The sequence below is a fragment of the Pseudomonas sp. R37(2017) genome (genome assembly GCF_002113375.1).
Classification (GTDB): Bacteria; Pseudomonadota; Gammaproteobacteria; order Pseudomonadales; family Pseudomonadaceae; genus Aquipseudomonas.
Genome location: NZ_NEHO01000024.1, coordinates 17792 through 42518 on the forward strand (window position 1 = coordinate 17792; position 24727 = coordinate 42518).

The following is a 24727-nucleotide window of genomic DNA, read 5'->3' on the forward strand; positions in this document are numbered from 1 at the left end:
AGGTGATCGTCGGACCGGGGTCCGTCAATTCAGAATTTGAAATGCGGCCCCTGTGGGAGCGAGCCTGCTCGCGAATGCGGAGTGTCAGACAACATCAATATTGACTGTACCGCCGTCTTCGCGAGCAGGCTCGCTCCCACAGGTTTTGCATTTGGCTTCAGGCCATCAAACGGTATGCAAGTACCAGTTGTACTCAAGGTCCGAGATGGAGTTCTCGAACTCGGCCAGCTCGCTTTCCTTGCACGCCACGTACACGTCGATGTACGTCGGGTCGATGTAGCGCGCCATGACTTCGCTGTCGTCCAGTTCGCGCAGGGCATCACGCAGGTTGTTCGGCAGGCTCTGCTCGTTCTGCTCGTAGCTGTTGCCTTCCACCGGGGCACCCGGTTCGATCTGGTTGGTCAGGCCGTGATGCACGCCCGCCAGAACGGAAGCCATCAGCAGGTACGGGTTGGCATCGGCACCGGCCACGCGATGCTCGATGCGCACGGCGTCCTTTGAGCCGGTCGGTACACGCACGGCCACGGTGCGGTTGTCGATGCCCCAGCTCGGCGAGTTCGGCACGTAGAACTGCGCGCCGAAACGACGGTACGAGTTGACGTTCGGGCAAAGGAACGCCATCTGCGCCGGCAGGGTCTCGAGCACACCGCCGATCGCGTGACGCAGTGCGGCGTTCTGCTCGGGATCCTCGCTGGCAAAGATGTTGTTGCCTTCTTTGTCGAGAATCGAAATGTGCACGTGCAGACCGTTGCCCGCCTGGCCCGGATACGGCTTGGCCATGAAGGTGGTGTCCATCTCGTGGTCGTAGGCGATGTTCTTCACCACACGCTTGAGCAGGACGGCGTAGTCGCACGCCTTGATCGGGTCGGCCACGTGGTGCAGGTTGACTTCGAACTGCGCCGGGGCGCTTTCCTTGACGATGGCGTCGGCCGGGATGCCCTGCTCTTTCGCGCCTTCAAGGATGTCCTGCAGACAGTCGACGTACTCGTCGAGATCGTCGATCAGGTACACCTGGGTCGACATCGGACGCTTGCCCGACACCGGCGAACGCGGCGATTGCGGACGACCGTTCACGTTGTCCTGGTCGATCAGGTAGAACTCCAGCTCGAACGCGGCGCAGATGGTCAGGCCCAGGTCATCGAACTTGCGCACGATATTGGCCAGCACTTCCCGCGGGTCGGCGAAGAAAGGCTCGCCTTCGAGTTCGTGCATGGTCATCAGCAGTTGCGCGGTCGGGCGCTTCTGCCAGGGTTCGATGCTCAGGGTGCCCGGGATGGGGTAGCAGATCCGGTCGGAGTCGCCGATGTCCAGGCCCAGGCCGGTGCTTTCCACCGTGGAACCATTGATGTCCAGAGCGAACAGAGACGCCGGCAGGTTGATGCCTTTCTCGTAAACCTTATGAAGACTGGTGCGCTCGATGCGCTTGCCGCGCACCACACCGTTCATATCCGCAATCAGAAGGTCGACGTACAAAACCTCAGGATGTTTCTTAAGGAATGCGTTTGCTTCGTTGAGTTGAACGGCACGCAGAGGGACCGACATGATGCACCTATTTTTTACTGTTAATTATTATGTTCACCGCCCTTTCACGAGCCCAGTCAATCCGAAAGGCAAAGTGAAGTCAATAGCGAACACCTGGCCTTTCAGCGTTTATTTTCGGGCACTTCAGAGACACGAGTGTGCCAGATACTCCGCAAAACACCCGTAAATCCTGAAGATCGGACGTGCGGCGTTTAGAATTTTTTACATGAGAGTTGTTAATTAAAATCAACAAGGCTAAGCTCCGGAAAAGCTCGTTCAAGTGTCAAACTTCGAGGTGATAAAAATGGCATTCAAGCCATTGATCGGCGTTACTGCGTGCGTCAAACAGATTGGCCTGCACCCCTACCACATCAGCGGCGACAAGTACTTGCGTGCTGTCAGCGTCGCGGCGCTGGGGCTGCCTGTCGTTATTCCTTCCTTAGGCGAACTGACCGAAATCGATGACCTGCTGCCGCAGCTCGACGGTCTGTTGCTGACCGGCTCGCCGTCGAACGTGGAACCCTTCCACTATCAAGGCCCCGCCAGCGCCCCCGGTACGGAGCACGATCCGCAACGGGACCGCACCACCCTGCCGCTGATCCGCGCAGCCATCGCTGCCGGCGTTCCGGTGCTCGGCATCTGCCGTGGCTTCCAGGAAATGAACGTGGCGTTCGGTGGCAGCCTGCATCAGAAAGTCCATGAGGTGCCGGGCTTCCTCGATCACCGTGAGGCCGACCATCCGGACCTGGCGGTGCAATATGCGCCGGCCCATGGGGTGAACGTGCAACCCGGTGGCGTGTTCGAAGCGCTTGACCTGCCTGCGGTGTTCCAGGTCAACTCGATTCACAGCCAGGGCATCGACCGCCTCGCACCCGGCCTGCGCGCCGAAGCCGTCGCCCCCGATGGCCTGATCGAAGCGATCTCGGTCGAACACAGCAAGGCCTTCGCCCTCGGCGTGCAATGGCACCCGGAATGGCAAGTGCTGGATAACCCTCCTTACTTGAGTATTTTCCAGGCGTTCGGCGAAGCCTGCCGGCAACGGGCGGCGCTGCGTCACTCGAGCTGACGACCGCAACACCCACACTCAACCCTTTGACTGCCCCCGCGAACGGGCAGGTGCGTCTTTGCGTGCCTTCCGCTCGCGAAAACAACAAACCGCGATAACAACAAGTACTACCAGGCAGCCAGGACGGCGGCGCCGAATAAACCCGGGATGGGAAACGCAGTTCCCTGTAGGAGCGAGCACGCTCGCGATGGATGTCCGGACACCGAGGGCATTCAGACTGCCAGCGTCATCGTTGGCGACCATCGCGAGCATGCCGCAAGCGGGCACCCGCTCCTACAGAAGAGACAGCGTCGACCGTGAAGCCCCGGGTATGCAATCCACTATTAAGCCGGGCCGTGTTGGCCGGGCGACTGAAACCTGTTGGGAGTTTCACATGGCAAACGCCTCCAGCATTTACAGGAAGGCTCTTGAGGGTCACCAGGCACCGAAAAAGGTGTTGGTGAAAGTCGATCGCGTCACCAAGAAGTTCGACGAAACCACCGCCGTGGACGATGTGTCCCTGGAAATCCACCAGGGTGAAATCTTCGCCCTGCTCGGCGGCTCCGGCTCCGGCAAATCGACGCTGCTGCGCATGCTCGCCGGCTTCGAGCGCCCGACCGAAGGCCGGATTCTGCTCGACGGCGTCGACATCACCGACATGCCACCGTATGAACGACCGATCAACATGATGTTCCAGTCCTACGCACTGTTCCCGCACATGACCGTGGCGCAGAACATCGCCTTCGGCCTCAAGCAGGACCGTTTGCCAGCGGACGAAATCGACGCCCGCGTGCAGGAAATGCTGCGCCTGGTGCACATGACCCAGTACGCCAAGCGCAAGCCGCACCAACTGTCCGGCGGCCAGCGCCAGCGCGTGGCCCTGGCCCGTTCCTTGGCCAAGCGTCCGAAGCTGTTGCTGCTCGATGAACCGATGGGCGCACTGGATAAAAAGCTGCGCTCGCAAATGCAGCTTGAGCTGGTGGAAATCATCGAACGCGTCGGCGTGACCTGCGTGATGGTGACCCACGACCAGGAAGAGGCCATGACCATGGCCCAGCGCATCGCAATCATGCACCTGGGCTGGATCGCCCAGATCGGCAGCCCGGTCGACATCTACGAAGCGCCGGTCAACCGCATGGTCTGCGAATTCATCGGCAGCGTGAACGCCTTCGAAGGCACCGTTGTAGAAGACCTGGAAGGTCACGCGATCATCCACAGCCCGGACCTGGAGCAGAAGATCTACGTCGGCCACGGCGTCAGCACCTCGGTGCAGGACAAGTCGATCACCTACGCGATCCGCCCGGAAAAACTGCTGGTCAGCACCGTCAAGCCGCAGAACCGCTACAACTGGTCCAGCGGCAAGGTGCATGACATCGCCTACCTCGGCGGTCATTCGGTGTTCTACGTCGAGCTGCCTGGCGGCAAGATCGTCCAGTCGTTCATGGCCAACGCCGAACGCCGTGGCGCACGTCCGACCTGGGACGATCAGGTCTACGTGTGGTGGGAAGACGACAGCGGCGTGGTACTGCGCGCATGAAAACCTTCAATCAGCAATTTCTGAGACTGGTCCCCAGCGGGCGCAAGTTCGTCATCGGGATTCCATTCATCTGGCTGTTCCTGTTCTTCATGTTGCCGTTCTTCCTGGTGATGAAGATCAGCTTCTCGGAAGCGGCCCTGGCCATTCCGCCCTATTCGGAGATCTACACCTACGCCGAACAGAAATTCCAGCTGTTGCTCAACATCGGCAACTACGCCCTGCTGGGCCAGGATGAGCTGTACCTGTCTGCCTACCTGGGCTCGTTGAAGGTCGCGTTTTTCAGCACGTTGATGTGCCTGGTGATCGGCTTCCCGATGGCCTACGCCATCACCAAGGCCAGCAAGGAAGCGCAGAACGTGCTGATGCTGCTGATCATGATGCCGACCTGGACCGCGATCCTGATCCGCGTTTATGCGTGGATGGGCATCCTCAGCAACAATGGTTTGCTCAACGCGTTCCTGATGTGGACCGGGCTGACCGACCAGCCGATCGAGATCCTCAACACCAATACCGCTGTGTACATCGGGGTGGTCTATGCCTACCTGCCGTTCATGGTGCTGCCGCTGTACGCCAACCTGGTCAAGCATGATCAGAGCCTGCTGGAAGCCGCGTCGGACCTGGGTTCGAGCACTTTCAACAGCTTCTGGAAAATCACCGTGCCGCTGGCCAGGAACGGCATCATCGCCGGCTGCATGCTGGTGTTCATTCCGGTGGTCGGTGAGTTCGTGATTCCGGAACTGCTCGGCGGCCCGGAAACCCTGATGATCGGCCGCGTGTTGTGGCAAGAGTTCTTCAACAACCGCGACTGGCCGGTGGCGTCCGCCCTGGCGGTGGTGATGCTGTTGATCCTGATTGTGCCGATTCTGCTGTTCAACCGCAGCCAGGCCAAAGAGATGGAGGCACGGGGATGAAACGCTTCGGATTTTCAAAGTTCATGCTGATTTTCGGCCTGTCGTTTATCTACCTGCCGATGCTGATCCTGGTGATCTACTCGTTCAACGCCTCCAAGCTGGTAACGGTGTGGGGTGGCTGGTCGTTCAAGTGGTATGCCGGTTTGCTCGACAACACCCAACTGATGGGCTCGGTGGTGCGCTCGCTGGAAATCGCCTGCTACACGGCGGTGGCGGCGGTGGCACTGGGTACACTGGCGGCATTCGTGCTGACCCGCGTTACGCGCTTCAAGGGTCGCACGCTGTTCGGTGGCCTGGTCACCGCACCGTTGGTGATGCCTGAGGTGATCACCGGTCTGTCGCTGTTGCTGTTGTTCGTGGCCATGGCGCAGTTGATCGGCTGGCCGCAGGAACGCGGCATCGTCACCATCTGGATCGCCCACACCACCTTTTGTGCTGCCTACGTGGCGGTGGTCGTCTCTTCCCGCCTTCGCGAGCTGGACCTGTCCATCGAAGAAGCGGCCATGGACCTGGGTGCGAAGCCATTCAAGGTGTTTTTCCTGATCACCATCCCGATGATCGCACCATCACTGGCGGCCGGCGGCATGATGTCGTTCGCCCTGTCCCTGGATGACCTGGTGCTGGCGAGCTTCGTGTCCGGCCCGGGCTCCACGACCCTGCCGATGGAAGTGTTCTCGGCGGTTCGCCTGGGGGTCAAACCCGAGATCAACGCCGTGGCCAGCCTGATCCTGTTGGCGGTGTCCATCGTGACCTTCATGGTCTGGTACTTCAGCCGCCGTGCCGAAGAAAGCCGCAAGCGGGCGATCCAGGAAGCCATGGACCAGACTGCCAGCGAATCCTGGCAACAACCGAAAAAACAAATGGCGCAAGCGACGGCCTGAGGCCCCCCTGTAGGAGCGAGCATGCTCGCGAAAAACTCTAGGACGCCGCGTTGATTCAGGTAGCCCGCGTCATCGTTAACGTCCATCGCGAGCATGCCGCAAGCGGGCACCCGCTCCTACAGGGAAGCGCGCAAGCGTTAGAGCTTTTGAATAAAAGAGAAATGGAGTTGTACCGATGAAAATGTTTGGCAGGACTCTGCTGACACTGTCCTTATTGGGCGCAATCGCCACCGGCGCCCAGGCCAATGACAAGGTTCTGCGCGTCTACAACTGGTCGGATTACATTGGCCCGGACACCGTCAGGAAGTTCGAAGACGAGACCGGCATCCAGGTGACCTACGATGTGTTCGACAGCAACGAAACCCTGGAAGCGCGCCTGCTGGCGGGCAAATCCGGCTACGACATCGTCGTGCCGTCCAACAGCTTCCTGGCCAAGCAGATCAAGGCCGGCGTCTACCAGACGCTGGACAAATCGAAGCTGTCGAACTGGAAAAACCTCAACCCGGTGCTGCTGAAAAACGCCTCCGCGAGCGATCCCGAAAACGCCCATGCCATTCCGTACATGTGGGGTTCGATCGGCATCGGCTTCAACCCGCAGAAGGTCAAGGAAGTGCTCGGCGCCAACGCCCCGACCAACTCCTGGGACCTGCTGTTCAAACCGGAGTACGCCGAGAAGCTCAAAGCCTGCGGCATCAGCTTCCTCGACTCGCCGACAGAAATGATCCCGACCGCCCTGCACTACCTGGGCTACCCGGTGAACGATCAGAACAAACAGCACATCGCCGAAGCCGAGGCGCTGTTCATGAAGATTCGCCCGAACGTGGCGTACTTCCATTCGTCGAAGTACATCTCGGACCTGGCCAACGGCAACATCTGCGTCGCGGTCGGTTACTCCGGCGACGTGCTGCAGGCCAAGGCCCGCGCCCGGGAAGCCGGAGACAAGGTGAAGATCGACTACAGCATCCCGAAAGAAGGCGCCGCCAGTTTCTACGACATGCTCGCCATCCCGCGCGATGCCGCCAACGTCGAGAACGCGTACCTGTTCATGAACTTCCTGATGCGTCCCGACGTGATCGCCGACGTTACCAACAACATCGGCTACAGCAACGCCAACGCGGCGGCCACGCCGTTGGTCGACGAAGCCATCCGCAACGATCCGGGGTCCTACCCGTCGGAAGCGGTGATGGCCACGCTCTATGCCGTGCCGGACCAGCCGATCGCCATCCAGCGGATCATGACCCGTGGGTGGACCAAGGTGAAACTCGGTCAGTAGTTCACTCAAACACCTCTTCGCGAGCAGGCTCGCTCCCACAGGTACGGCATGTACCTGTGGGAGCGAGCCTGCTCGCGAAGGGGCCATAAGATTCAATGCAAATTTCAGCTTTACCCTTTTCCGTTCACGCAGCGCCTTACCACCGCTGCCTCTCCTGCAAGTAGAACGGCCTCGCCTGGCTCCCTCGGTTCAGGTGAATTTGGCGCCCTCGGGCGCCTTTTTTTTTAGGGATCAATCAACGGCCATTCAGCCAGTGCCCGATAACGGCCCTTGTGGGACTCGAACAGGGTGAATCGATCAGCCCGCAGGAAGAACTCCGGCGGTGTCGCGGACTCTGGCACCGGTGCCCGATAGTCCCGCGCCAGGGTCAGGTGCGGACGGTATTCCCTTGGGGCTTGCTCCAGCCCGAACGGCAACATCGCCTGTTCCAGGTCATACACCAGGCGCAGCAATGCCGGGGGTGCCTGCTGCGGCGCGAGCACCAACGCCCCTGCCCTGCGCCACACATCCAGGCGGTCCAGTTCCACCGTCAAACGTTCCCCCGGCGTGCGGATGGACGCCGCAGCCGTGCAGATATCGGGAACTTGCGCCACACCCACCGCTCCCAGAAACTTCAGCGTCAGGTGAAAGTTGTCCGCCGGTACCGGCCGGCCGTTGCGCAGTTGCAATGCACTGCGCCACCGGGCGATATCCCGGCGCTGGGCCGGGGCGCAGTCCAGCGCGAAGAACAGACGCTTGAACGGCTCGCGGGTATCATCGTTCATGCCGCACACCTCATGGGAAGACTGCCTGAGTGTACCCAACACCCACCTGCCGGCCAGCGTATTTCTGGCGTCGCCCGGCAGGCGCGTTATAGTTCCAGCATCCCGAAATACCGGAGGGGGCCATGCGACAAATCATCAGCAAAGAGCCATGGTGGGCCAGGCCGCCCGAGCCAGACCAGGATGAACTCACGCTGGAATGGGGCTGGCTGGTGCACTACAACGAAGGTGAGCCGCGCTTCGAGTTCATCCGCGAGCGGCCGACGGACGACGAGATTCGCCAGCGCAAGAGTTGCAGGATCACCCCGACGCCGGAGTGATCCCGCGTGCGGCGTCAGGCCTGGAGAAGTACTTCGAACCCGCCGTAGACCATGCGCTGGCCATCGAAGGGCATAGGGTTGACGTCCGGCTTCATGCGCGGGTCCTGCATCATCTTGTCCATCCCGGCATTGCGGGTGGCCTTGTCCGGCCAGATGATCCAGCCAAAAGCCACGGTTTCGTCTTCCTTGAGTTTCACCGACATTGGAAACGAGGTGACCTTGCCTTCGGGGACATCCTCGCCCCAGCATTCGACCACGCTCAAGGCACCGTTTTCCTTGAAGACCAAGGCGGCGATCTTGGCATGATTGATGTATTGCTCACGGTTGGCGGTGCGTACGGCAGCGATAAAACCATCGACATAAGACATGAGTATTTCTCCTTGGATCATTGGGTGTTCTGCTGAGTAGTCGGTTGCGCTGGCGTCCAATCGACAGTGCCTGCGCTCAAACCGACCGGCGGTTGCGTGTTGCCGCCCAGACTGCCTTCGATCTGCCCCGCCATGTAGAGCGTGCCAGCCATGACACCGGTGGTCGGGTTCTGCACCAGTTTGATCCAGGCCTTGTCGAAGGTGTTGCCCAGGCTGCTGCGGATCAGCGCCTCGCTGTCCGGCCGGTCATTGGCCTGAATGAGCGCGCGAATGCCCGCTACACCGACGGTGATCAATCCTCCAGCGAGTTTGCCCGCGGCGGCAGCCACGGCACTGGCCGCCCCGCGCGGAGCCATCTCGGCTTGCATGCGCTGGCTGGCGCGCTTGGCCACCGGCGCCATCGCGGTGTCGGTCGAACCCACGCCCCTGCCACCGCCGGCCTTATGGATTTTGTCGATCAACGCGGCGTAGGCCGGCAAAGTGTCCAGCGATTGGGCTTGCACGATCTGGTACAACGAGGCGTCCCGTGCCGGCGGCGGCCCGAGGGCGATGGCCGGGATTTTCTGGATGCGCCCGTTGAGCTGGGCCATCGGCACACCGTGGCGGGTGGAGATTTTCTGCAGTTCTTCCTTGAGAATGTCGACGTAGAACGCCGATGCCTGGCCGAGAATCGCATCGGGGTCGATTTCCACCGCCACCGGGGCCAGGACTTTTTCCTGATAGGCTTCGAGCAGGTAGGCCGCCAGGCGCTTGGCCGAGTCGTCCTGCTCACCCTGGGCGCTGATGGTGTACCAGCTGACCTTCATCGACAGCCATTCCTGGGTCCAGTAACTGCTGAACCACGGAATGAAGTTCTCTTCGGTCAGTTCATAGACCCGCGTGCGCCAATAATCCATGGCGCCGCGGGCGTAGATTCGGGTCTGCTCGGTGGCCGATTGCGACGCGGCGACGATCTCCCGGTCCACTTGCTGCCAGGTGCTCGCGGGAACGATGACCGGCGCCACAACCACTGGCGCACGCGCAGGCGCGGCACACCCCGCCAACACCACCAGCACGGCAATGATCAGCGAACGCAGGTTCACGATGGCGGCTTCCTGCAGTTTGCGCCGGGCGGGATGCCCGACATGCGAAGCTTCGCTTTAAGTATAGGTGGCAGTGTTCCCGAGGCCGCCTTCGCGAGCAGGCTCGCTCCCACCCTGGTCGGCGGTGAATCAGTGGGAGCGAGTCGGCAGACAATGCAAATTGCACCATCACTGGCATCGATATTCACCATCGCCGCGATTGCCTTCCGCTTGTCGACCGTCAGCGTAGGATCAATCCCAAGCCACCACGAAAGCCCGATTCGGAGGGGAATATCATGCTGATCCATCTGCTGACCTGCCTGGCCCTGACGGCGCTCACATTGAGCGTGTTTGCCTGGTACGTTCTGAGCGAGGAGCAAACATCATGATTCGCACCGTTACCCTCGCCGTGCGTTTTCCGGTGTTTGGCAATAATTTCTACGCGCAGAAATTCGAGTCACGTAAAGAGTTGACTCTGATGTTCGACAAAAATTTCGAAGCATTGCTGATCCCGGCAGCCGGTCATCACTTCAGCAACGAAGTGGTCGGGCTCAATGATCAGTTCCGTTTCTTGAATGACGTGCTGGTCGAGCACCTGCTGGATACCGAGCTGGCAAAAAGCCCGGGCCGTTCGTTCGGGTTCTGACAACGACCGCCGGTCGCCCGGACACGGACGGGAACCGCTCACAACGTGCGCTGGCTATTGCCAATCCCCTTGGCAATATCGATCCCCCAATCCATCGCCGCTTCCATGTCCAGCATATGCGGGCGTGGATCGTGGTTTTCATCGATGGCGGTGCCGTCGGGCCGATAGACGCCGATGAACATGCCCAGCGAACCGTCTTTCAGTATCTCGGCCTTGACTTTGATATTGCATCCGTTCGATAGCGTTTCCTTGTGCTCCATATGGCGCTCGGTCATGGCTGCGTTCCTCCCCTCGCTGGATTCAAACCCTACCCGCCATGCTAGCTCAGCCCCCGCAAATGCGCCGAGCCGCTGGACCGGAGGCCGGCCCTGCCAGTGTCGCAATGCCACCTATACTTAAGACCACCTCCCCCCAAGGGATCTGCACGTCCCACAATAGAAAGCAGAGGTGGAACATGGTCTGGCAGCAAGTCTACGATCCGTTCGGCAACCCGGTGCTTTCAACGCTCATGGCGGCTTTGCCGGTGGTGGTGATGCTGGCGTCCCTCGCATTTTTCCATGTCAAGGCACACCTGGCGGCGTTGCTCGCCCTGGCCTCGGCGTTGCTGATCGCGATCTTCGCCTTCGGCATGCCGGCGAACATGGCAGGTACGGCGGCGCTGTTCGGTGCAGCCAATGGCCTGCTGCCGATTGGCTGGATCGTGTTGAACATCATCTTCCTGCACCGCCTGACCACCGAGAACGGTTCGTTCAAAGTGCTGCAAGACTCCCTGGCGCGCATCACCGATGACCGGCGCCTGCAATTGCTCCTGATCGCGTTCTGCTTCGGTGCGTTTTTCGAAGGCGCGGCCGGTTTCGGTACGCCGGTGGCGGTGACCGGGGCGATTCTGATCGGGCTGGGGTTCTCGCCGCTCGCCGCCTCGGGGCTGGCGCTGATCGCCAATACCGCCCCCGTGGCGTTCGGTGCCCTCGGCACGCCGATCATCACCCTGGCCAAGGTCACCGGGCTGGATGAAATGGAGCTGTCGATGATGGTCGGCCGGCAGCTGCCGTTCTTCTCGGTGCTGGTGCCGTTCTGGCTGATCTGGGCCTTTGCCGGCTGGCGCAAGATGCTGGAAATCTGGCCGGCGATCCTGGTGGCCGGGGTCAGTTTCGCCGTGCCGCAGTTCCTCGTGTCGAACTATCACGGGCCGATGCTGGTGGACGTGATCGCCGCGCTGATTTCCATGGCCTGCCTGGCCGGTTTCCTCAAGGTCTGGAAACCGGCCACGGTACACACTTCCGCGGCACTGTCGGGCCGGGTCGACAACTCGAAGATCGACGCCGAGCACGACGAAAAGCCCGTACCCACTGCAACCTTCGCCAACGAGGCGAAACCGGCGGTCATGCGCGCATGGATGCCGTGGATCATCCTCACGATCTTCGTGTTCATCTGGGGCACCCAGGGCTTCAAGAACACCTTCGACACCCGCCCGGCGATCGATCCGCAAACCAGCTCGGCCAAACTCGACCCTCAGGGCAAACCACTGCGCGAGGCCAACCCGGTGTTCGCGCCGGTCGTGACCTTCACCACCCTGCACTTGCAGGTCGAAAAAGTCCCGCCCGTGGTGCCTGCGCCGAAAACCGAAGAGGCGGTCTACAAGTTCACCTGGTTCACCGCCACCGGCAGCGGCATCCTGCTGGCGGCGATTGTCGGCGGCCTGCTGATGGGCTACTCGATCCCGCAACTGATTCGCCAGTACCTGCGCACCCTGTGGGTGGTGCGTTACTCGCTGATCACCATTGCGGCGATGCTCGCATTGGGCTTCCTCACACGCTACTCCGGCCTGGATGCGACCATGGGCCTGGCCTTCGCCGCGACGGGCATTTTCTACCCGATGTTCGGCACCCTGCTCGGCTGGCTCGGCGTGGCGCTGACCGGCTCGGACACCGCGTCCAACGTGCTGTTCGGCGGTTTGCAGCGGGTGACCTCCGAGCAGTTGGGCATCAGCCCGGTGTTGATGGCCGCCGCCAACAGTTCCGGCGGGGTCATGGGCAAGATGGTCGATGCCCAATCGATCGTGGTCGCCTCCACCGCTACCCGCTGGTACGGCCATGAAGGGGAAATCCTGCGCTACGTGTTCTTCCACTCGATTGTGCTGGCGATCCTGGTCGGCGGGCTGGTGACATTGCAGGCGTATGTCGCACCGTTCAGCCACATGGTGGTGGGCGGCCATTGAATCGAGTGCAAGCGTTATCTGCTTGAACCTGATTCCTGTGGGAGCGAGCCTGCTCGCGATGGCGGAGTGTCATTCAACATAAATGTCGAATGGTCTGCCGCTATCGCGAGCAGGCTCGCTCCCACAGTGGATGGTGGTAGTCGAACAGACAACGATCCCATGGACAGCCGAGCCTGATAGGCCAATGATGAAAGTCAGTGGCCTCCAGCGAGAATCGTGATCCCATGAACATTCTCTACGATGAGCGCGTTGACGGCGCCTTGCCCAACGTCGACAGACAGGCGCTGCTCCATGCCCTGCAAACCCGCTTGCCGGCTCTGGAGATCCTGCATCAGCAGGAGGAACTCAAGCCCTACGAATGCGATGGACTGTCGGCCTATCGCACCACCCCGATGCTGGTGGTGCTGCCCCGGCATATCGACGAGGTGCAAGGGGTGCTGCGCGTCTGCCATGAACGGCAGGTCCCCGTGGTGGCCCGGGGGGCCGGCACCGGTTTGTCCGGTGGTGCGCTGCCTCTGGAGAAAGGCGTGCTGCTGGTGATGGCACGCTTCAACAACATCCTGCACATCGATCCCGCCGCCCGTACCGCAAGGGTTCAGCCCGGCGTGCGCAATCTGGCGATTTCCCAGGCTGCCGCGCCGTTCGGCCTGTATTACGCGCCGGACCCCTCCTCGCAAATCGCCTGCTCCATCGGCGGCAACGTCGCGGAAAATGCCGGTGGCGTGCACTGCCTGAAGTACGGCCTGACCGTGCACAACGTACTCAAGGTCGACATCCTCACCGTCGATGGCGAGCATCTGAGCCTGGGCTCCGATGCCCTCGACGCCCCCGGTTTCGACCTGCTGGCACTGTTCACAGGCTCCGAAGGCCTGCTCGGGGTGATTACCGAGGTCACGGTCAAACTGCTGCCCAAACCCCAGACCGCCAAGGTGCTGCTGGCGGCGTTCGATTCCGTGGAAAAAGCCGGACGCGCAGTCGGCGACATCATTGCCGCCGGCATCATCCCCGGCGGCCTGGAAATGATGGACAACCTGGCCATCCGCGCCGCCGAGGACTTCATCCACGCCGGTTATCCGGTGGATGCACAAGCCATCCTGCTGTGCGAACTCGATGGTGTCGAAGCCGATGTCTGCGATGACTGCGACCGGGTGCGCCAGGTTCTGCAACAGGCCGGCGCGATCGAGTTGCGCCAGGCCAGGGATGAAGCCGAGCGCGTGCGTTTCTGGGCCGGGCGCAAGAATGCCTTCCCGGCGGTGGGTCGCCTCTCGCCGGACTATTACTGCATGGACGGCACCATCCCCCGGCGCGAACTGCCCGGCGTTCTGCAGGCCATCGCCGAACTGTCGAACGAATACGGCCTGCGGGTGGCAAACGTGTTCCACGCCGGCGACGGCAACATGCATCCGTTGATTCTGTTCGACGCCAACCAACCCGGTGAACTGGATCGAGCCGAAGCCCTGGGCGGCAGGATTCTGGAGTTGTGCGTGAAAGTCGGCGGCAGCATCACCGGGGAACACGGGGTGGGCCGCGAGAAGATCAACCAGATGTGCACGCAGTTCAACAGCGATGAACTGACCCTGTTCCATGCCATCAAAGCCGCCTTCGACCCGAGCGGCCTGCTCAACCCCGGCAAGAATATTCCGACCCTGCACCGCTGCGCCGAATTCGGTGCCATGCATGTGCATGGCGGTCAACTGCCCTTCCCCGGGCTGGAGCGTTTCTGATGCGCGGCCCTGACGTTTTCGATGACAGCCAGTCTCTGCTGGAACAGGTCAATCAGGCGCTGGAAGACGCCACGCCGTTGCGCATTCAGGGCTCCAACAGCAAAGGCTTTCTCGGGCGAACCACCGCCGGGGAAATTCTCGATACTCGCTCGCACCGGGGCATCGTCAGCTACGACCCGACTGAACTGGTGATCACCGTCCGCTGCGGCACCCCGCTGTCGGAACTGGCGCAAGTGCTGGATGACGCGCAACAGATGCTGCCCTGCGAGCCGCCGTCCTTCGGCGACGGTGCCACCGTCGGCGGCATGATCGCCTGCGGGTTGTCCGGGCCACGGCGCCCGTGGTCTGGCTCGGTGCGGGATTTCGTCCTCGGCACGCGGGTCATCACAGGGCAAGGCAAGCTGTTGCGCTTCGGTGGCGAGGTGATGAAAAACGTCGCCGGCTACGACCTGTCGCGCCTGATGGCCGGCAGTTACGGCTGCCTCGGGCTGATCACCGAGGTCTCGCTCAAAGTGCTGCCCAAACCCCGGCAATGCTTGAGCATCAGCCTGGAAATGGACATCGAACGGGCCTTGCCGAGCCTGGCGCAATGGGGCCAGCAACCATTGCCGATCAGCGCGGCCTGTCACGACGGGACACGCCTGCACCTGCGCCTGGAGGGCGGTGAAGGCTCGGTGGCGGCGGCCCATGAGCGCCTCGGCGGCGAACGGCTGGCCCCTGCATTCTGGGGCGATCTCAACGAACAGCGCCTGAGCTGCTTCGATGAGGACCAGCCGCTGTGGCGCCTGTCCCTGCCGCACAACACGCCGGTCCTGGCGCTGCCGGGTCGCCAGTTGATCGACTGGGGCGGCGCCCAGCGCTGGTTGAAGTCCGATGCCGAAGCGGCGTTCATCCGCCAGGTCGTCGACGAGGTCGGCGGCCACGCCACCTGCTTCAGCCACGGCCTGACCGACACCCCGTTCCACCCGCTGCCACCGGCGCTGATGCGTTATCACCGCCACCTCAAACAACAACTCGATCCACGGGGCATCTTCAACCCCGGACGCCTGTACGCGGAGCTTTGAACCATGCAGACGACCTTGAGTGAACGCGCCAGCCATCTGCCCCGTGCCGCAGAAGCCGAAAGCATTCTGCGCACCTGCGTGCACTGTGGGTTCTGCAATGCCACCTGTCCGACCTACCAATTGCTCGGCGATGAACTGGACGGACCGCGGGGCCGCATCTACCTGATCAAGCAAGTGCTGGAAGGCAACGAAGTCACGCAAAAGACCCAGCAACACCTGGATCGCTGCCTGTCGTGTCGCAATTGCGAAACCACCTGCCCGTCGGGCGTCGATTACCACAACCTGCTGGACATCGGGCGGGCGGTGGTCGATGCGGCGGTGCCGCGCCCGCTCGGTCAACGCCTGTTGCGCGAAGGGTTGCGCCAGACCGTACCGCATCCGGATCTGTTCAAGAGCCTGGTCGAAGGCGGACAGGTGTTCCGCGCCCTGCTGCCCGGCCCCCTGCAAAGCAAGCTGCCGCGCAGTGTCTACCCGGCCAAGCCGCGCCCCATGACTCACCGTGAGCGCCAGGTGCTGATGCTCGAAGGTTGCGTGCAGCCCGGCCTGTCACCCAACACCAATGCCGCCGCCGCGCGGGTGCTGGACCGGTTGGGAATCAGTGTCATCGCGACCCGCGAAGCCGGTTGCTGCGGCGCCGTGGACTACCACCTGGACGCCCAGGCCGCCGGTCTCGACCGCGCCCGGCGCAACATCGACGCATGGTGGCCGGGCATCGAAAAAGGCGCCGAGGCGATTGTGCAGACCGCCAGCGGTTGCGGCGCCTTCATCAAGGATTACGGCCATCTGCTCGCCAGCGACCCGGCCTATGCCGACAAGGCGAAAAAAGTCAGCGAACTGGCCCGGGACCTGGTGGAGGTCTTGCGCGACGAACCCCTGGAAAAACTCGGGATCCACGCCTCCCAACGCCTGGCCTTCCATTGCCCCTGCACCTTGCAGCACGGGCAAAAGCTCGGCGGTGCCGTGGAAGCGCTGCTGAGCGGCCTCGGTTTCAACCTGACGCCCGTCCCCGACGGGCACCTGTGCTGTGGCTCGGCGGGCACCTATTCGCTGACCCAGCCCGAACTGTCGCGACAACTGCGCGACAACAAGCTCAACGCCCTGGAAAGCGGTCACCCCGAGGTGATTGTCACGGCCAACATCGGTTGCCAGTCGCACCTCGACGGCGCGGGCCGGACCCCGGTGCGGCACTGGATCGAACTGGTCGAAGCCGCCCTGCCATAAGCGACCCTGGAGATGCCCATGAACAGCAAAGCCGTCCTGACCCAGACCGAAGTCGGCCAGATCATCAAAGCCGCCCGCGCCGAAGCCCAGGCCAATCAATGGGCGGTCACCATCGTGGTGGTCGATGACGGCGGCCACCCGCTGGCCCTGGAACGCCTCGACGGCTGTGCGCCGAGCAGCGCGTACATCGCCACCGAAAAAGCGCGCACCTCGGCCCTCGGGCGGCGCGAATCGAAAAGCTATGAGGACATGGTCAACAGTGGGCGCTACGCTTTCCTGTCGGCACCGGTGCTGACGTCGCTGGCCGGTGGCGTGCCGATCGTTTTCGATGGGCAGGTGATCGGTGCTGTCGGGGTGTCGGGCGTCAAGCCCGAACAGGATGCACAAGTGGCCAAGGCCGGGGCGCAGTGCCTGGAATGAAATTTTGACACCACCACTTACCCCCTGTAGGAGCGAGCCTGCTCGCGAAAGCGCCATATCAGGCGAAACCTGTGTTGAATGACACTACGTGATCGCGAGCATGCTCGCTCCTACAGGGGTCGTGTTAAACCAGCCGAGAGGAATTGCTGCAATGACCCGCCTGACCGCAAAAGACTTCGCCCCCGAACTGCTGGAGCTCTACGACTACTACGCCCACGGCAAGATCAACCGCCGGGAGTTTCTCGACCGTGCGGCGTTGTTTGCCTTCGGCGGTTTGACCGCTGGCGCCCTGCTCGCCGCGCTCAGCCCCGACTATGCGCTGGCCGAGCAGGTCGAGTTCACCGATCCGGACATTCTTGCCGAATACGTCACCTACCCGTCGCCCAAGGGCCACGGCGAGGTTCGCGGTTACCTGGTGCGTCCGGCCAAGGCCAGCGGCAAGGTGCCGGCGGTGGTGGTGGTGCACGAGAACCGTGGGCTCAACCCCTACATCGAAGACGTGGCGCGGCGTCTGGCCAAGGCCGGCTTCATCGCCCTCGCCCCGGACGGCCTGAGTTCGCTCGGCGGTTATCCCGGCAATGACGACAAGGGCCGCGAACTACAGGCCTCGGTCGACCCGGAAAAGCTGATGAACGACTTTTTCGCCGCCGTCGAGTGGATGATGAAACACCCGGCCGCCACAGGCAAAGTCGGCATCACCGGGTTCTGCTACGGCGGTGGCGTGACCAATGCCGCGGCCGTGGCCTACCCGGAACTGGGAGCCGCCGTGTCGTTTTATGGCCGTCAGCCGGCAGCCGAGGAAGTGCCCCGGATCAAGGCCCCGTTGATGCTGCACTATGGCGAACTGGATACGCGTATCAATGAAGGCTGGCCCGCCTTCGAGAAAGCATTGAAGGCCGGGGGCAAGACCTATGAGGCCTACTTTTACCCGGGCTGCAACCATGGCTTCCACAACGACTCGACGCCGCGTTATGACGAAGCGGCGGCCAAACTGGCGTGGGAGCGGACGTTGGGGTGGTTTCGCAAGTATCTGGTTTGACCGCAAGAACCTGGTCAGCATGGCCGGCCTCTTCGCGAGCAGGCTCGCTCCCACATTGGATTTCGGTCGAACACAGATTTCATGTTCACCGAAGCCCCCTGTGGGAGCGAGCCTGCTCGCGAAAGCGGTCTGACTGCTGGTGATTACTTCGGCTGAGCCACAGTCCGCAGATACGGCTTGAGGGTCTTGAAGCCATCCGGGTATTTCTTCTTCGCATCTTCGTCAGACACTGAAGTCGGGATGATCACATCTTCACCCGGCCGCCAGTTCACCGGCGTGGCCACGGTGTGTGTGGCGTTCAGTTGCAGGGAATCGAGCAGGCGCAGCACTTCATCGAAATTGCGCCCGGCGCTCATCGGGTAGATCAGCATGGCCTTGACCTTCTTGTCCGGGCCGACGATGAACACCGAACGCACCGTGGCGTTGTCCACCGCCGTACGCGCGCCACCGCTGGCATTGGGGTGGATCATGTCGTAGAGCTTGGCCACCACCAGGTTTTCGTCGCCGATCAGCGGATAGTTGACCGCGCACCCCTGAGTCTCGGCGATGTCACCGACCCAGCGGTTGTGGTCGCTGACCGGGTCGACGCTGAGGCCGAGGACCTTGGTGTTGCGCTTGTCGAACTCCGGCTTGAGTTTGGCCAGGTAACCCAGTTCGGTAGTGCATACCGGAGTGAAGTCCTTGGGATGGGAAAACAGGATGGCCCAGCCATCGCCGATCCATTGGTGAAAATTGAGGGTGCCTTCGGTGGTGTCGGCGGTGAAATCCGGTGCTTCGTCGCCAATACGAATAGCCATGTTCGATCTCCTTGCAGTGATGGACCGGGACGCCGTCAGGGCACCAAACGCGCTTTCAACGGCATGGACGCGAGACAGTATAGGAGAGGTTCGGTGAATCACCGACCTGCGCCGGATGAGTCATCAGCTCACCAGCGCAATCAGCTGATGACGCTGGGCATCGGTCAGCATCGGACCGAAGCCTGCCCTGGCGTTTTCCGCCATGTAGCGCGGGTTGCCAGTGCCCGGAATCACGCAGGTCACCGCCGAATGCGACAGCAGGAATTTCAGCGCCAGTTGTGGCCAGGTCTTGACCCCGACTTGCGCCGCCCAGCCTGGCAGCGGTCTGTCTTTGAGTTTGGCCAGCAGGCCGCCACCGCCAAACGGCCGATTGCAGATCACCGCCACGCCCCGTTCGCGGCACAACGGCAGCAAGCGTTTCTCGACGCCGCGATCATCCAGCGCGTAGTTGATCTGCAAGAAATCCAGTGGCTCGGCCTTGAGTACCGCTTCCACTTCTTCGTAGGCCGCTGCGGTGTAATGGGTAATGCCGATGTAGCGAATGCGCCCTTTTTCCTTCCAGTGGCGCAGGGTCGGCAGGTGCGTCTGCCAGTCCAGCAGGTTGTGGATCTGCATCAGGTCGATCCGATCGGTCTGCAACAGGGCGAAGGATTGCTCCATCTGCGCCATGCCTTCTTCGCGGCCGCGGGTCCACACCTTGGTGGCCAGGAACGCCGGTGAGCGCGGTTCATGGATCGACAGCAGTTCGCCGGTAGTCTGTTCGGCGCGACCGTACATCGGCGAGCTGTCGATCAGCGTGCCACCCTTTTCGAACAACGCATCCAGTACCGCGGGCAAGTCCTTGTATTGCGCTTGCGAAGGCTCGACGTCGAATCCGCGATAAGTGCCCAGGCCTACGATCGGCAAGGGCTCGTTACTGGAAGGAATGGCGCGAGTCTGCATGGTCTTGCCTCCTGTTCCCGTCGGCGGCGCGGGTTGCGCACCCGCCGCACCGAACGTGAGGACCGCCGAAGCACCGGCAGCCAGCGTGAGTATTTCTCTACGGGTGTACCCCTCAGGATGGCTCATAAAACACTTCTCACCAGTCGCTCGGGTTCGGCCCGTTGCGCCTACAGTACGGACAACCCGCGCCACGGGGCGTTTGACTACACTCAGAAAGCCTTGCGCCAGTCACTTCCAAACCCCGAGCAGTCATGCCGCCCACTAACGTTAGTCGAATGTCGCGTCCCCTGGTGTTACTCGTCGTCATCGTCGCTGCGCTGTACCTGGTGCTGTGCGTCACGCTGTTCGTGTTTCAACGGGCGCTGATCTATTACCCGCAACCGCGCACCGTCGGAACGGCTGAAACGCTGCTCGCCCTGCCGGTCGCCGACGCAAAGGTACTGGTCACTGTCCGTTCCCACGAAGGTCCCAACGCGCTGATTTACTTTGGCGGCAATGCCGAAGACGTCTCGCGCAACCTGCCCGGATTTACCCAGGCATTCCCAGACTACGCGCTGTACCTGCTGCACTACCGTGGCTACGGCGGCAGTTCCGGCTCGCCTTCCGAAGAGGCCATTGCCGGCGATGCCATCACGTTGTTCGACACGGTTTATGCCAGCCATGGGCATGTAGCGGTGGTCGGGCGCAGCCTGGGTTCCGGAGTTGCCGTGCGCCTTGCCAGCCAGCGCCCTGCCGCGCGACTGGTGCTGATCACGCCCTACAACAGCCTCGAAGAGCTCGCCGCCCGTCAGTTCCGCTGGTTTCCTGTGCGCTGGTTGTTGAAGGACAAATTCCAGTCCTGGCGCTACGCCGCCCACATCACGGTGCCGACATTGTTGATCGCGGCCGAGCATGACGAGGTGATTGCGCGCCCGAGCACCGAGCGCTTGTATACGCACTTCGCCAAAGGCGTGGCATCACTGCGGGTGATACCGGGGACGGGGCATAACTCGATCAGCGAAAGCCCTGAATACCTCAAGGCGCTGGGGGACGGGTTGTAGCGACAACCCTAGTCCTTGTGGCGAGGGGGCTTGCCCCCGTTGGACTACGAAGTAGTCCCAGCCCAGACGATAAGATATGTCAGGCAAAACCCATGTCGGTGTTCTGCGACCGCTTCGCGGTCGAACGGGGGCAAGCCCCCTCGCCACAAACTGCAAAGTCACTGTCGGCAATCCGACATGACCATTGGTCCGAGATTGTGTTCTTCGCCTAATAAAAACATATTTTTATGTCTATATTGATATTGTCGAACGTTCCCACTCTCAGAGGGTGCCGTCATGAATATCAAAACCCTGGCTTTGCTCCTGCTGGCTTTCTGTGCGCAACCGGTCTGGAGCCAGACGCCTGCCGCTTCCCCCGCCTCACCCGCCGCTGCCGAAAGCCCCGCGCTGACCACTCGCCTGGCCCTGCGCGACCTTTGGGTCGAACACATTTTCTGGATCAGAAACTACGCACTGGCCAATCAATCCGCCGACCAGAAGCAAGCCAAGGTCGCGGCGGACCAGGTGGTCGACAACGCCACCAAAATCGCCAATAGCATCGCCCCGCTCTACGGCCAGCCCGCGGCGGATCAACTGCTCAAGCTGCTCGCCGGTCACTGGGGTGCAGTGAAACACTACAGCGATGCCACGGTGGCCAAAGACACCAAGGGCAAAAAGGCCGCCGTCACCGATCTGACCAGCAATGCCAAGGCGATTGCGGCGTTCCTGGCCAGCGCCAACCCCAATCTGCCTGAAGCCACACTGGTCAACATGTTGTCGGCCCATGGCGGTCACCACATCGCCCAGATCGATGAGTTTGCCGCCCACGATTACGCCGGCGAAGCCCGCACCTGGGCGATGATGCGCACGCACATCCTGGCCCTGGCCGATGCGTTGACCGGTGCCCTGGTCAAGCAATTCCCGGACAAGTTCTGATAACACGCGAGGATCTCCCATGCTGGAAGGACTGGGCCGAACACAGCAAGACCTGCTCAATGCGCTGCTGCATCATGCCGGCGGCATGAGCATTGACGAGTTGGCTGAACATCTGGCTGTCACGCGCACGGCGATCCGCCAACACCTGGCGGCGCTGGAGCGCGACGGCCTGGTGTTGCGCGGCGACACCCGCCCGACGGGGCGTCGTCCGGAGCAGCTGTATCGGCTCACCGACCACGCGCGGGAGCAGTTCCCTCGCCACTATCAGCTACTGGCCAGCGTATTGATCGATGAAGTCGCCGCCATCATCGGCCCTGAAGCCCTGACCTCGCTCATGCGCAGCATGGGCCGCAAACTGGCGCTGGACCGTGAGCAACAGGTCGTGGATGAAGCCAGGATCGTCCAGCACATGAACCAGGCAGGCTACGAAGCCGAGGTGTTTTTTCGCTCAGCCGGCGACCCGGAAATCGTCGCGCACAACTGCGTGTTCCATCGCCTGGCCGCCGCCCACCCGGTGGTCTGCGAACTGGACCTGGCCCTTATCGGCACGTTGGGCGGCGCTGAAGTCGAGCACAGTGAGTGCATGGTGCGCGGCGGGCATGTCTGCCGCTTCAGGCTGCGATCGAGCCAATCCCCGAGTGTCGCGACAGAGCCTCCTGGTCACGGGTGAAAAAACCATCTGGCTGCCCTCCCGACTTCCTTCGTCGGACTCAGGCCTTTGCCCGTAAATAGACATCTTTGCGCCGTGAACCTTGTTTCACGGCGCCAGTCATAGCCCAGCGCTTTTTCCCCTTTCTTCGTAGTCATCTCATCAGAGTTGCCCGTCCATGCGCCAATCCGTCGTTGCTTCGCGCTTTTCTTCGCTGTGCCTGTTTTCCCTTCTCCCCGTTTTCGCCAGCCCTGCCCACGCCGATGGGCAACGCCAACTGGTCGACGCCATCAACGACTATCGCGCCCATCCGCAACGCTGCGACCGGCGACCGACGCAACGTTTATCTCCCCTGACGCTCAAATCGAACCTGGCCCTGCCCGTGGGTTATGGCGGTGGGTTGCGGGATCGACTCAAGGCTTCCGGCTATCAGGCCACCATGGTGCGGTCGATCCGCGTGGTGGGTGCACGGGATGCCGAAGAAGCGTTCGATATGTTCCAGGACGAGCACTGCGCCGCACTGCTCGACAATCAATACGCCGACATCGGTGTCAGCCGCGCCGGGAGCGAGTGGCAAGTGGTACTGGCCAAGCCGGTGCTCGATGGGCAGACCGGCGACCCCCGCAGCGCCGCTCAAGCGTTGCTGGCGCAGGTCAACGCAGCCCGGGCCAAACCGCGCTTTTGCGGTCGCCAGCGTTTTGCCGCCGCGCGACCGCTGTCCTGGAGTGCGGCCTTGGGTTCCGCGGCACAAGGCCACAGCAAGGACATGGCCTACGGCAACTATTTCGCCCACCAGGACCCCGACGGCGACATGCCCTCCGATCGCGCCAGGGCCGCCGGTTACCGTGGCCGGCAGATCGGCGAAAACATCGCCGCCGGGCAAGGCTCCCCGAGCAAGGCCATGGCCGGCTGGCTCGCCAGCCCCGGGCACTGCGCCAACCTGATGAACCCGATGTTCACCCAGGTCGGTGCCGCTTACGCCACCAATGCGCGCAGCGACAACGGTGTCTACTGGACGATGCTGTTTGGCGCACCCTGAGCCGCCGGCCAGGCCCACCGTGCGGGCATTAAAAAGCCCGCACTGGGCGGGCTTCGCGGGTTAATTTAAGTAGGTGGCCGGTGCTGGTCTCCGGCTTACAAGGTTTATCAGGCCTCCCACAGAAGAGTCGTGAAACTGTAATGGAACTCTTCTGCTTCACACGGCATAAGGGCTGGATCCCAGCGCGGGGATCTTTCTAACCGTGTACCCTTCGGAACGCGCCCCACGTCTCCTTGCTATCCTTTTGCGCATCAGTCTGCGTCTTCACCTACAGGTTTGAGGATAGCAAAACAGGCACGATTGCCAACCGGGCTTTTAGACCGATTTCGACCAGCACAAATCCCGGCAGGAAACAAAAATACTATCGACAAGGAGATGGCATTGCATGGATGAATTTCGCCTGTCTGCTTGAACAGAATCAGACCAGGCGCAATCGCGGGCCGGCGGCCGGCACCGCATCGTCACCCAAGCGCCCCCGCACAAACTCATTGGCCTTGCGCGTCAACTGGTCCAGATGCCGGTCGCGCTGTTTTTCCGCATCGGTCATGGCCCGTTTGCCGTGTTTTTGCAGCAGGTAGGCATGGATCTGCCGCACTTCCAGCGAGCTGTAGATCGACGCCACATCCAGCAGCGCCATCAAGCCATCGGTAACGTGGTCGCGGGTGTTCATCAACACCTGGGTCGCGCGCACGCCCACCACCTCAAAGCCCATCGCCTCGAAATACGGCACCTTGGCCACCGCGCAGGTCAGCTCGGCATGGGGATAGCGGCCGACCATTTCCCGCAGCATCCGCCGGGCCACGCCCTGGCGCCGATACTCGGCCTGCACCGCCATGTAGGCCACACCGCAGGCGTCGGGATCGTCCTGCACCGGCAGGTACAGCACAAAGCCAATCACCTTGTCCGGGTCGTCTTCGTCAGTGGCAACGATCAGCTCGACGGCAATGCCCTTTTCACCATTGAGCGCCTCCAGATACAGGTGCACCTCATAGCCGATCGCGTATTGATAGAGGTTGTACAGCAGGTTGCTGGGCGGGATCGCGACCATGCTGATGTCGGTCAGGTTGTCGACCACCATTTGCAGGATCTGGCTATTGATGTGCTCGGGGCACGGGGTCTTGAAATGGCTGATCAGGGGCATTGCGGTGACAGGCTCCGGGGCAAGGGCCGCCTATCATAACGCGCCTGGCACCCGCGGTCCGCAGTATTACCCCGGCCATCGCCGAGCCCCACCGGTGTTTGTGTCAATGTTTGCAGGGGTTGCGTTTGGGCGCTGGCAGCAGTGCATCAGGCACACTTTGTGCTGGACCAACCGCGTTTCCGCTTGCTGCCCAC

At 61.9% G+C, this 24727-nt stretch carries 25 protein-coding genes; 17 read left to right on the top strand and 8 right to left on the bottom strand.

All coding sequences use genetic code 11. The features are described 5' to 3' along the window. Positions 1-165: 165 nt before the first annotated feature. A complete protein-coding gene (locus tag CAG47_RS25555; RefSeq protein ID WP_085728673.1) occupies positions 166-1542 on the bottom strand; it encodes a glutamine synthetase family protein in 1377 nt (458 codons plus the stop codon). A 283-nt stretch (positions 1543-1825) separates the two neighbouring features. Here CAG47_RS25555 and CAG47_RS25560 point away from each other — a divergent pair, with 283 nt between their 5' ends. The 5 genes from CAG47_RS25560 (at position 1826) to CAG47_RS25580 (ending at position 7168) form a co-directional block, all read left to right on the top strand. Further along, complete coding sequence (locus tag CAG47_RS25560) at positions 1826-2587, top strand: gamma-glutamyl-gamma-aminobutyrate hydrolase family protein (protein WP_085728676.1); 762 nt, start codon at positions 1826-1828, stop codon at positions 2585-2587. A gap of 373 nt (positions 2588-2960) precedes the next feature. Then, positions 2961-4103 carry a polyamine ABC transporter ATP-binding protein gene (gene potA, locus CAG47_RS25565; RefSeq protein WP_085728678.1) on the top strand — a complete coding sequence of 381 codons (1143 nt, stop codon included), beginning with the start codon at positions 2961-2963 and terminating at the stop codon, positions 4101-4103. Beyond that, on the top strand, positions 4100-5014 hold the full coding sequence (locus CAG47_RS25570) for an ABC transporter permease subunit (protein WP_085728680.1): 915 nt from the start codon (positions 4100-4102) through the stop codon (positions 5012-5014). The genes potA and CAG47_RS25570 overlap by 4 nt, the downstream gene beginning before the upstream one ends. Beyond that, positions 5011-5895, top strand: a complete 885-nt coding sequence (locus tag CAG47_RS25575) for an ABC transporter permease subunit (protein ID WP_085728682.1) — start codon at positions 5011-5013, stop codon at positions 5893-5895. Before CAG47_RS25570 ends, CAG47_RS25575 begins: the two co-directional genes overlap by 4 nt. Before the next feature lie 175 nt (positions 5896-6070). After that, entirely contained in the window at positions 6071-7168 is a 1098-nt protein-coding gene (locus CAG47_RS25580) for a polyamine ABC transporter substrate-binding protein (protein ID WP_085728684.1), read from the top strand. 224 nt (positions 7169-7392) lie between these two features. Here CAG47_RS25580 and thpR read toward each other — a convergent pair whose 3' ends face one another. Beyond that, entirely contained in the window at positions 7393-7932 is a 540-nt protein-coding gene (gene thpR / locus CAG47_RS25585; RefSeq protein ID WP_085728686.1) for an RNA 2',3'-cyclic phosphodiesterase, read from the bottom strand. Between the two features lie 122 nt (positions 7933-8054). On the opposite strand from thpR, the gene CAG47_RS25590 reads away from it, so the two are divergent. Beyond that, a complete protein-coding gene (locus tag CAG47_RS25590) occupies positions 8055-8249 on the top strand; it encodes a hypothetical protein (RefSeq protein WP_085728689.1) in 195 nt (64 codons plus the stop codon). 14 nt (positions 8250-8263) lie between these two features. Here the strand turns inward: CAG47_RS25590 and CAG47_RS25595 are convergent, their stop codons facing one another. Together CAG47_RS25595 and CAG47_RS25600 are read right to left on the bottom strand one after the other, a co-directional pair. Continuing rightward, complete coding sequence (locus CAG47_RS25595) at positions 8264-8617, bottom strand: DUF1428 domain-containing protein (RefSeq protein WP_085728691.1); 354 nt, start codon at positions 8615-8617, stop codon at positions 8264-8266. A 17-nt stretch (positions 8618-8634) separates the two neighbouring features. After that, positions 8635-9699 (bottom strand): hypothetical protein, encoded by a 1065-nt coding sequence (locus tag CAG47_RS25600; protein WP_085728693.1) that lies wholly within the window; start codon positions 9697-9699, stop codon positions 8635-8637. A 364-nt stretch (positions 9700-10063) separates the two neighbouring features. On the opposite strand from CAG47_RS25600, the gene CAG47_RS25605 reads away from it, so the two are divergent. Continuing rightward, positions 10064-10324 (top strand): hypothetical protein, encoded by a 261-nt coding sequence (locus tag CAG47_RS25605; protein WP_085728695.1) that lies wholly within the window; start codon positions 10064-10066, stop codon positions 10322-10324. Between the two features lie 38 nt (positions 10325-10362). On the opposite strand, the gene CAG47_RS25610 is transcribed toward CAG47_RS25605, so the two are convergent. After that, positions 10363-10599, bottom strand: coding sequence for a hypothetical protein (locus tag CAG47_RS25610; RefSeq protein ID WP_085728697.1), 237 nt, complete (start codon positions 10597-10599; stop codon positions 10363-10365). 179 nt (positions 10600-10778) lie between these two features. Between CAG47_RS25610 and CAG47_RS25615 the strand changes: the two genes are divergently transcribed. The 6 genes from CAG47_RS25615 (at position 10779) to yghX (ending at position 18010) form a co-directional block, all read left to right on the top strand. Next, positions 10779-12542, top strand: a complete 1764-nt coding sequence (locus CAG47_RS25615) for an L-lactate permease (protein WP_085728699.1) — start codon at positions 10779-10781, stop codon at positions 12540-12542. A 224-nt stretch (positions 12543-12766) separates the two neighbouring features. Next, positions 12767-14266 carry a glycolate oxidase subunit GlcD gene (gene glcD, locus CAG47_RS25620; RefSeq protein WP_085728703.1) on the top strand — a complete coding sequence of 500 codons (1500 nt, stop codon included), beginning with the start codon at positions 12767-12769 and terminating at the stop codon, positions 14264-14266. Then, positions 14266-15330 (top strand): glycolate oxidase subunit GlcE, encoded by a 1065-nt coding sequence (gene glcE, locus CAG47_RS25625; protein WP_085728706.1) that lies wholly within the window; start codon positions 14266-14268, stop codon positions 15328-15330. Before glcD ends, glcE begins: the two co-directional genes overlap by 1 nt. Before the next feature lie 3 nt (positions 15331-15333). Next, positions 15334-16551, top strand: a complete 1218-nt coding sequence (glcF, locus tag CAG47_RS25630; protein WP_085728708.1) for a glycolate oxidase subunit GlcF — start codon at positions 15334-15336, stop codon at positions 16549-16551. Between the two features lie 18 nt (positions 16552-16569). Continuing rightward, positions 16570-16971, top strand: coding sequence for a heme-binding protein (locus CAG47_RS25635; RefSeq protein ID WP_085728710.1), 402 nt, complete (start codon positions 16570-16572; stop codon positions 16969-16971). 151 nt (positions 16972-17122) lie between these two features. Continuing rightward, positions 17123-18010, top strand: a complete 888-nt coding sequence (yghX, locus tag CAG47_RS25640) for a YghX family hydrolase (protein ID WP_085728712.1) — start codon at positions 17123-17125, stop codon at positions 18008-18010. Positions 18011-18153: 143 nt separating this feature from the next. Here yghX and CAG47_RS25645 read toward each other — a convergent pair whose 3' ends face one another. Together CAG47_RS25645 and CAG47_RS25650 are read right to left on the bottom strand one after the other, a co-directional pair. After that, positions 18154-18807, bottom strand: coding sequence for a peroxiredoxin (locus CAG47_RS25645; protein WP_085728715.1), 654 nt, complete (start codon positions 18805-18807; stop codon positions 18154-18156). Positions 18808-18930: 123 nt separating this feature from the next. After that, a complete protein-coding gene (locus CAG47_RS25650) occupies positions 18931-19875 on the bottom strand; it encodes an aldo/keto reductase (RefSeq protein ID WP_177409078.1) in 945 nt (314 codons plus the stop codon). Positions 19876-20000: 125 nt separating this feature from the next. Here CAG47_RS25650 and CAG47_RS25655 point away from each other — a divergent pair, with 125 nt between their 5' ends. The 4 genes from CAG47_RS25655 to CAG47_RS25670 all read left to right on the top strand — a co-directional run bounded on the left by CAG47_RS25655 (position 20001) and on the right by CAG47_RS25670 (position 23392). Continuing rightward, positions 20001-20789, top strand: a complete 789-nt coding sequence (locus tag CAG47_RS25655) for an alpha/beta hydrolase (RefSeq protein ID WP_085728719.1) — start codon at positions 20001-20003, stop codon at positions 20787-20789. Between the two features lie 276 nt (positions 20790-21065). Further along, on the top strand, positions 21066-21704 hold the full coding sequence (locus CAG47_RS25660) for a hypothetical protein (protein ID WP_085728721.1): 639 nt from the start codon (positions 21066-21068) through the stop codon (positions 21702-21704). Between the two features lie 19 nt (positions 21705-21723). Next, a complete protein-coding gene (locus tag CAG47_RS25665) occupies positions 21724-22374 on the top strand; it encodes a metalloregulator ArsR/SmtB family transcription factor (protein ID WP_085728723.1) in 651 nt (216 codons plus the stop codon). Between the two features lie 157 nt (positions 22375-22531). Beyond that, a complete protein-coding gene (locus CAG47_RS25670) occupies positions 22532-23392 on the top strand; it encodes a CAP domain-containing protein (protein WP_085728724.1) in 861 nt (286 codons plus the stop codon). 418 nt (positions 23393-23810) lie between these two features. On the opposite strand, the gene CAG47_RS25675 is transcribed toward CAG47_RS25670, so the two are convergent. Beyond that, positions 23811-24533, bottom strand: coding sequence for a GNAT family N-acetyltransferase (locus CAG47_RS25675; RefSeq protein ID WP_085728726.1), 723 nt, complete (start codon positions 24531-24533; stop codon positions 23811-23813). Positions 24534-24727: the final 194 nt, after the last annotated feature.

Excerpts from the sequence above, each read along its gene's own strand:
- CAG47_RS25580 (WP_085728684.1), top strand. The coding sequence starts at position 6,071 with ATGAAAATGTTTGGCAGGACTCTGCTGACACTGTCCTTATTGGGCGCA.
- CAG47_RS25610 (WP_085728697.1), bottom strand. The coding sequence starts at position 10,599 with ATGACCGAGCGCCATATGGAGCACAAGGAAACGCTATCGAACGGATGC.
- CAG47_RS25670 (WP_085728724.1), top strand. The coding sequence starts at position 22,532 with ATGCGCCAATCCGTCGTTGCTTCGCGCTTTTCTTCGCTGTGCCTGTTT.
- thpR (WP_085728686.1), bottom strand. The coding sequence starts at position 7,932 with ATGAACGATGATACCCGCGAGCCGTTCAAGCGTCTGTTCTTCGCGCTG.
- CAG47_RS25655 (WP_085728719.1), top strand. The coding sequence starts at position 20,001 with ATGCCGCCCACTAACGTTAGTCGAATGTCGCGTCCCCTGGTGTTACTC.
- CAG47_RS25660 (WP_085728721.1), top strand. The coding sequence starts at position 21,066 with ATGAATATCAAAACCCTGGCTTTGCTCCTGCTGGCTTTCTGTGCGCAA.
- CAG47_RS25605 (WP_085728695.1), top strand. The coding sequence starts at position 10,064 with ATGATTCGCACCGTTACCCTCGCCGTGCGTTTTCCGGTGTTTGGCAAT.
- glcD (WP_085728703.1), top strand. The coding sequence starts at position 12,767 with ATGAACATTCTCTACGATGAGCGCGTTGACGGCGCCTTGCCCAACGTC.
- CAG47_RS25645 (WP_085728715.1), bottom strand. The coding sequence starts at position 18,807 with ATGGCTATTCGTATTGGCGACGAAGCACCGGATTTCACCGCCGACACC.
- CAG47_RS25555 (WP_085728673.1), bottom strand. The coding sequence starts at position 1,542 with ATGTCGGTCCCTCTGCGTGCCGTTCAACTCAACGAAGCAAACGCATTC.
- CAG47_RS25570 (WP_085728680.1), top strand. The coding sequence starts at position 4,100 with ATGAAAACCTTCAATCAGCAATTTCTGAGACTGGTCCCCAGCGGGCGC.
- CAG47_RS25595 (WP_085728691.1), bottom strand. The coding sequence starts at position 8,617 with ATGTCTTATGTCGATGGTTTTATCGCTGCCGTACGCACCGCCAACCGT.
- CAG47_RS25575 (WP_085728682.1), top strand. The coding sequence starts at position 5,011 with ATGAAACGCTTCGGATTTTCAAAGTTCATGCTGATTTTCGGCCTGTCG.
- CAG47_RS25675 (WP_085728726.1), bottom strand. The coding sequence starts at position 24,533 with ATGCCCCTGATCAGCCATTTCAAGACCCCGTGCCCCGAGCACATCAAT.
- glcE (WP_085728706.1), top strand. The coding sequence starts at position 14,266 with ATGCGCGGCCCTGACGTTTTCGATGACAGCCAGTCTCTGCTGGAACAG.
- potA (WP_085728678.1), top strand. The coding sequence starts at position 2,961 with ATGGCAAACGCCTCCAGCATTTACAGGAAGGCTCTTGAGGGTCACCAG.
- CAG47_RS25590 (WP_085728689.1), top strand. The coding sequence starts at position 8,055 with ATGCGACAAATCATCAGCAAAGAGCCATGGTGGGCCAGGCCGCCCGAG.
- CAG47_RS25615 (WP_085728699.1), top strand. The coding sequence starts at position 10,779 with ATGGTCTGGCAGCAAGTCTACGATCCGTTCGGCAACCCGGTGCTTTCA.
- CAG47_RS25650 (WP_177409078.1), bottom strand. The coding sequence starts at position 19,875 with ATGAGCCATCCTGAGGGGTACACCCGTAGAGAAATACTCACGCTGGCT.
- glcF (WP_085728708.1), top strand. The coding sequence starts at position 15,334 with ATGCAGACGACCTTGAGTGAACGCGCCAGCCATCTGCCCCGTGCCGCA.
- CAG47_RS25560 (WP_085728676.1), top strand. The coding sequence starts at position 1,826 with ATGGCATTCAAGCCATTGATCGGCGTTACTGCGTGCGTCAAACAGATT.
- CAG47_RS25665 (WP_085728723.1), top strand. The coding sequence starts at position 21,724 with ATGCTGGAAGGACTGGGCCGAACACAGCAAGACCTGCTCAATGCGCTG.
- CAG47_RS25635 (WP_085728710.1), top strand. The coding sequence starts at position 16,570 with ATGAACAGCAAAGCCGTCCTGACCCAGACCGAAGTCGGCCAGATCATC.
- yghX (WP_085728712.1), top strand. The coding sequence starts at position 17,123 with ATGACCCGCCTGACCGCAAAAGACTTCGCCCCCGAACTGCTGGAGCTC.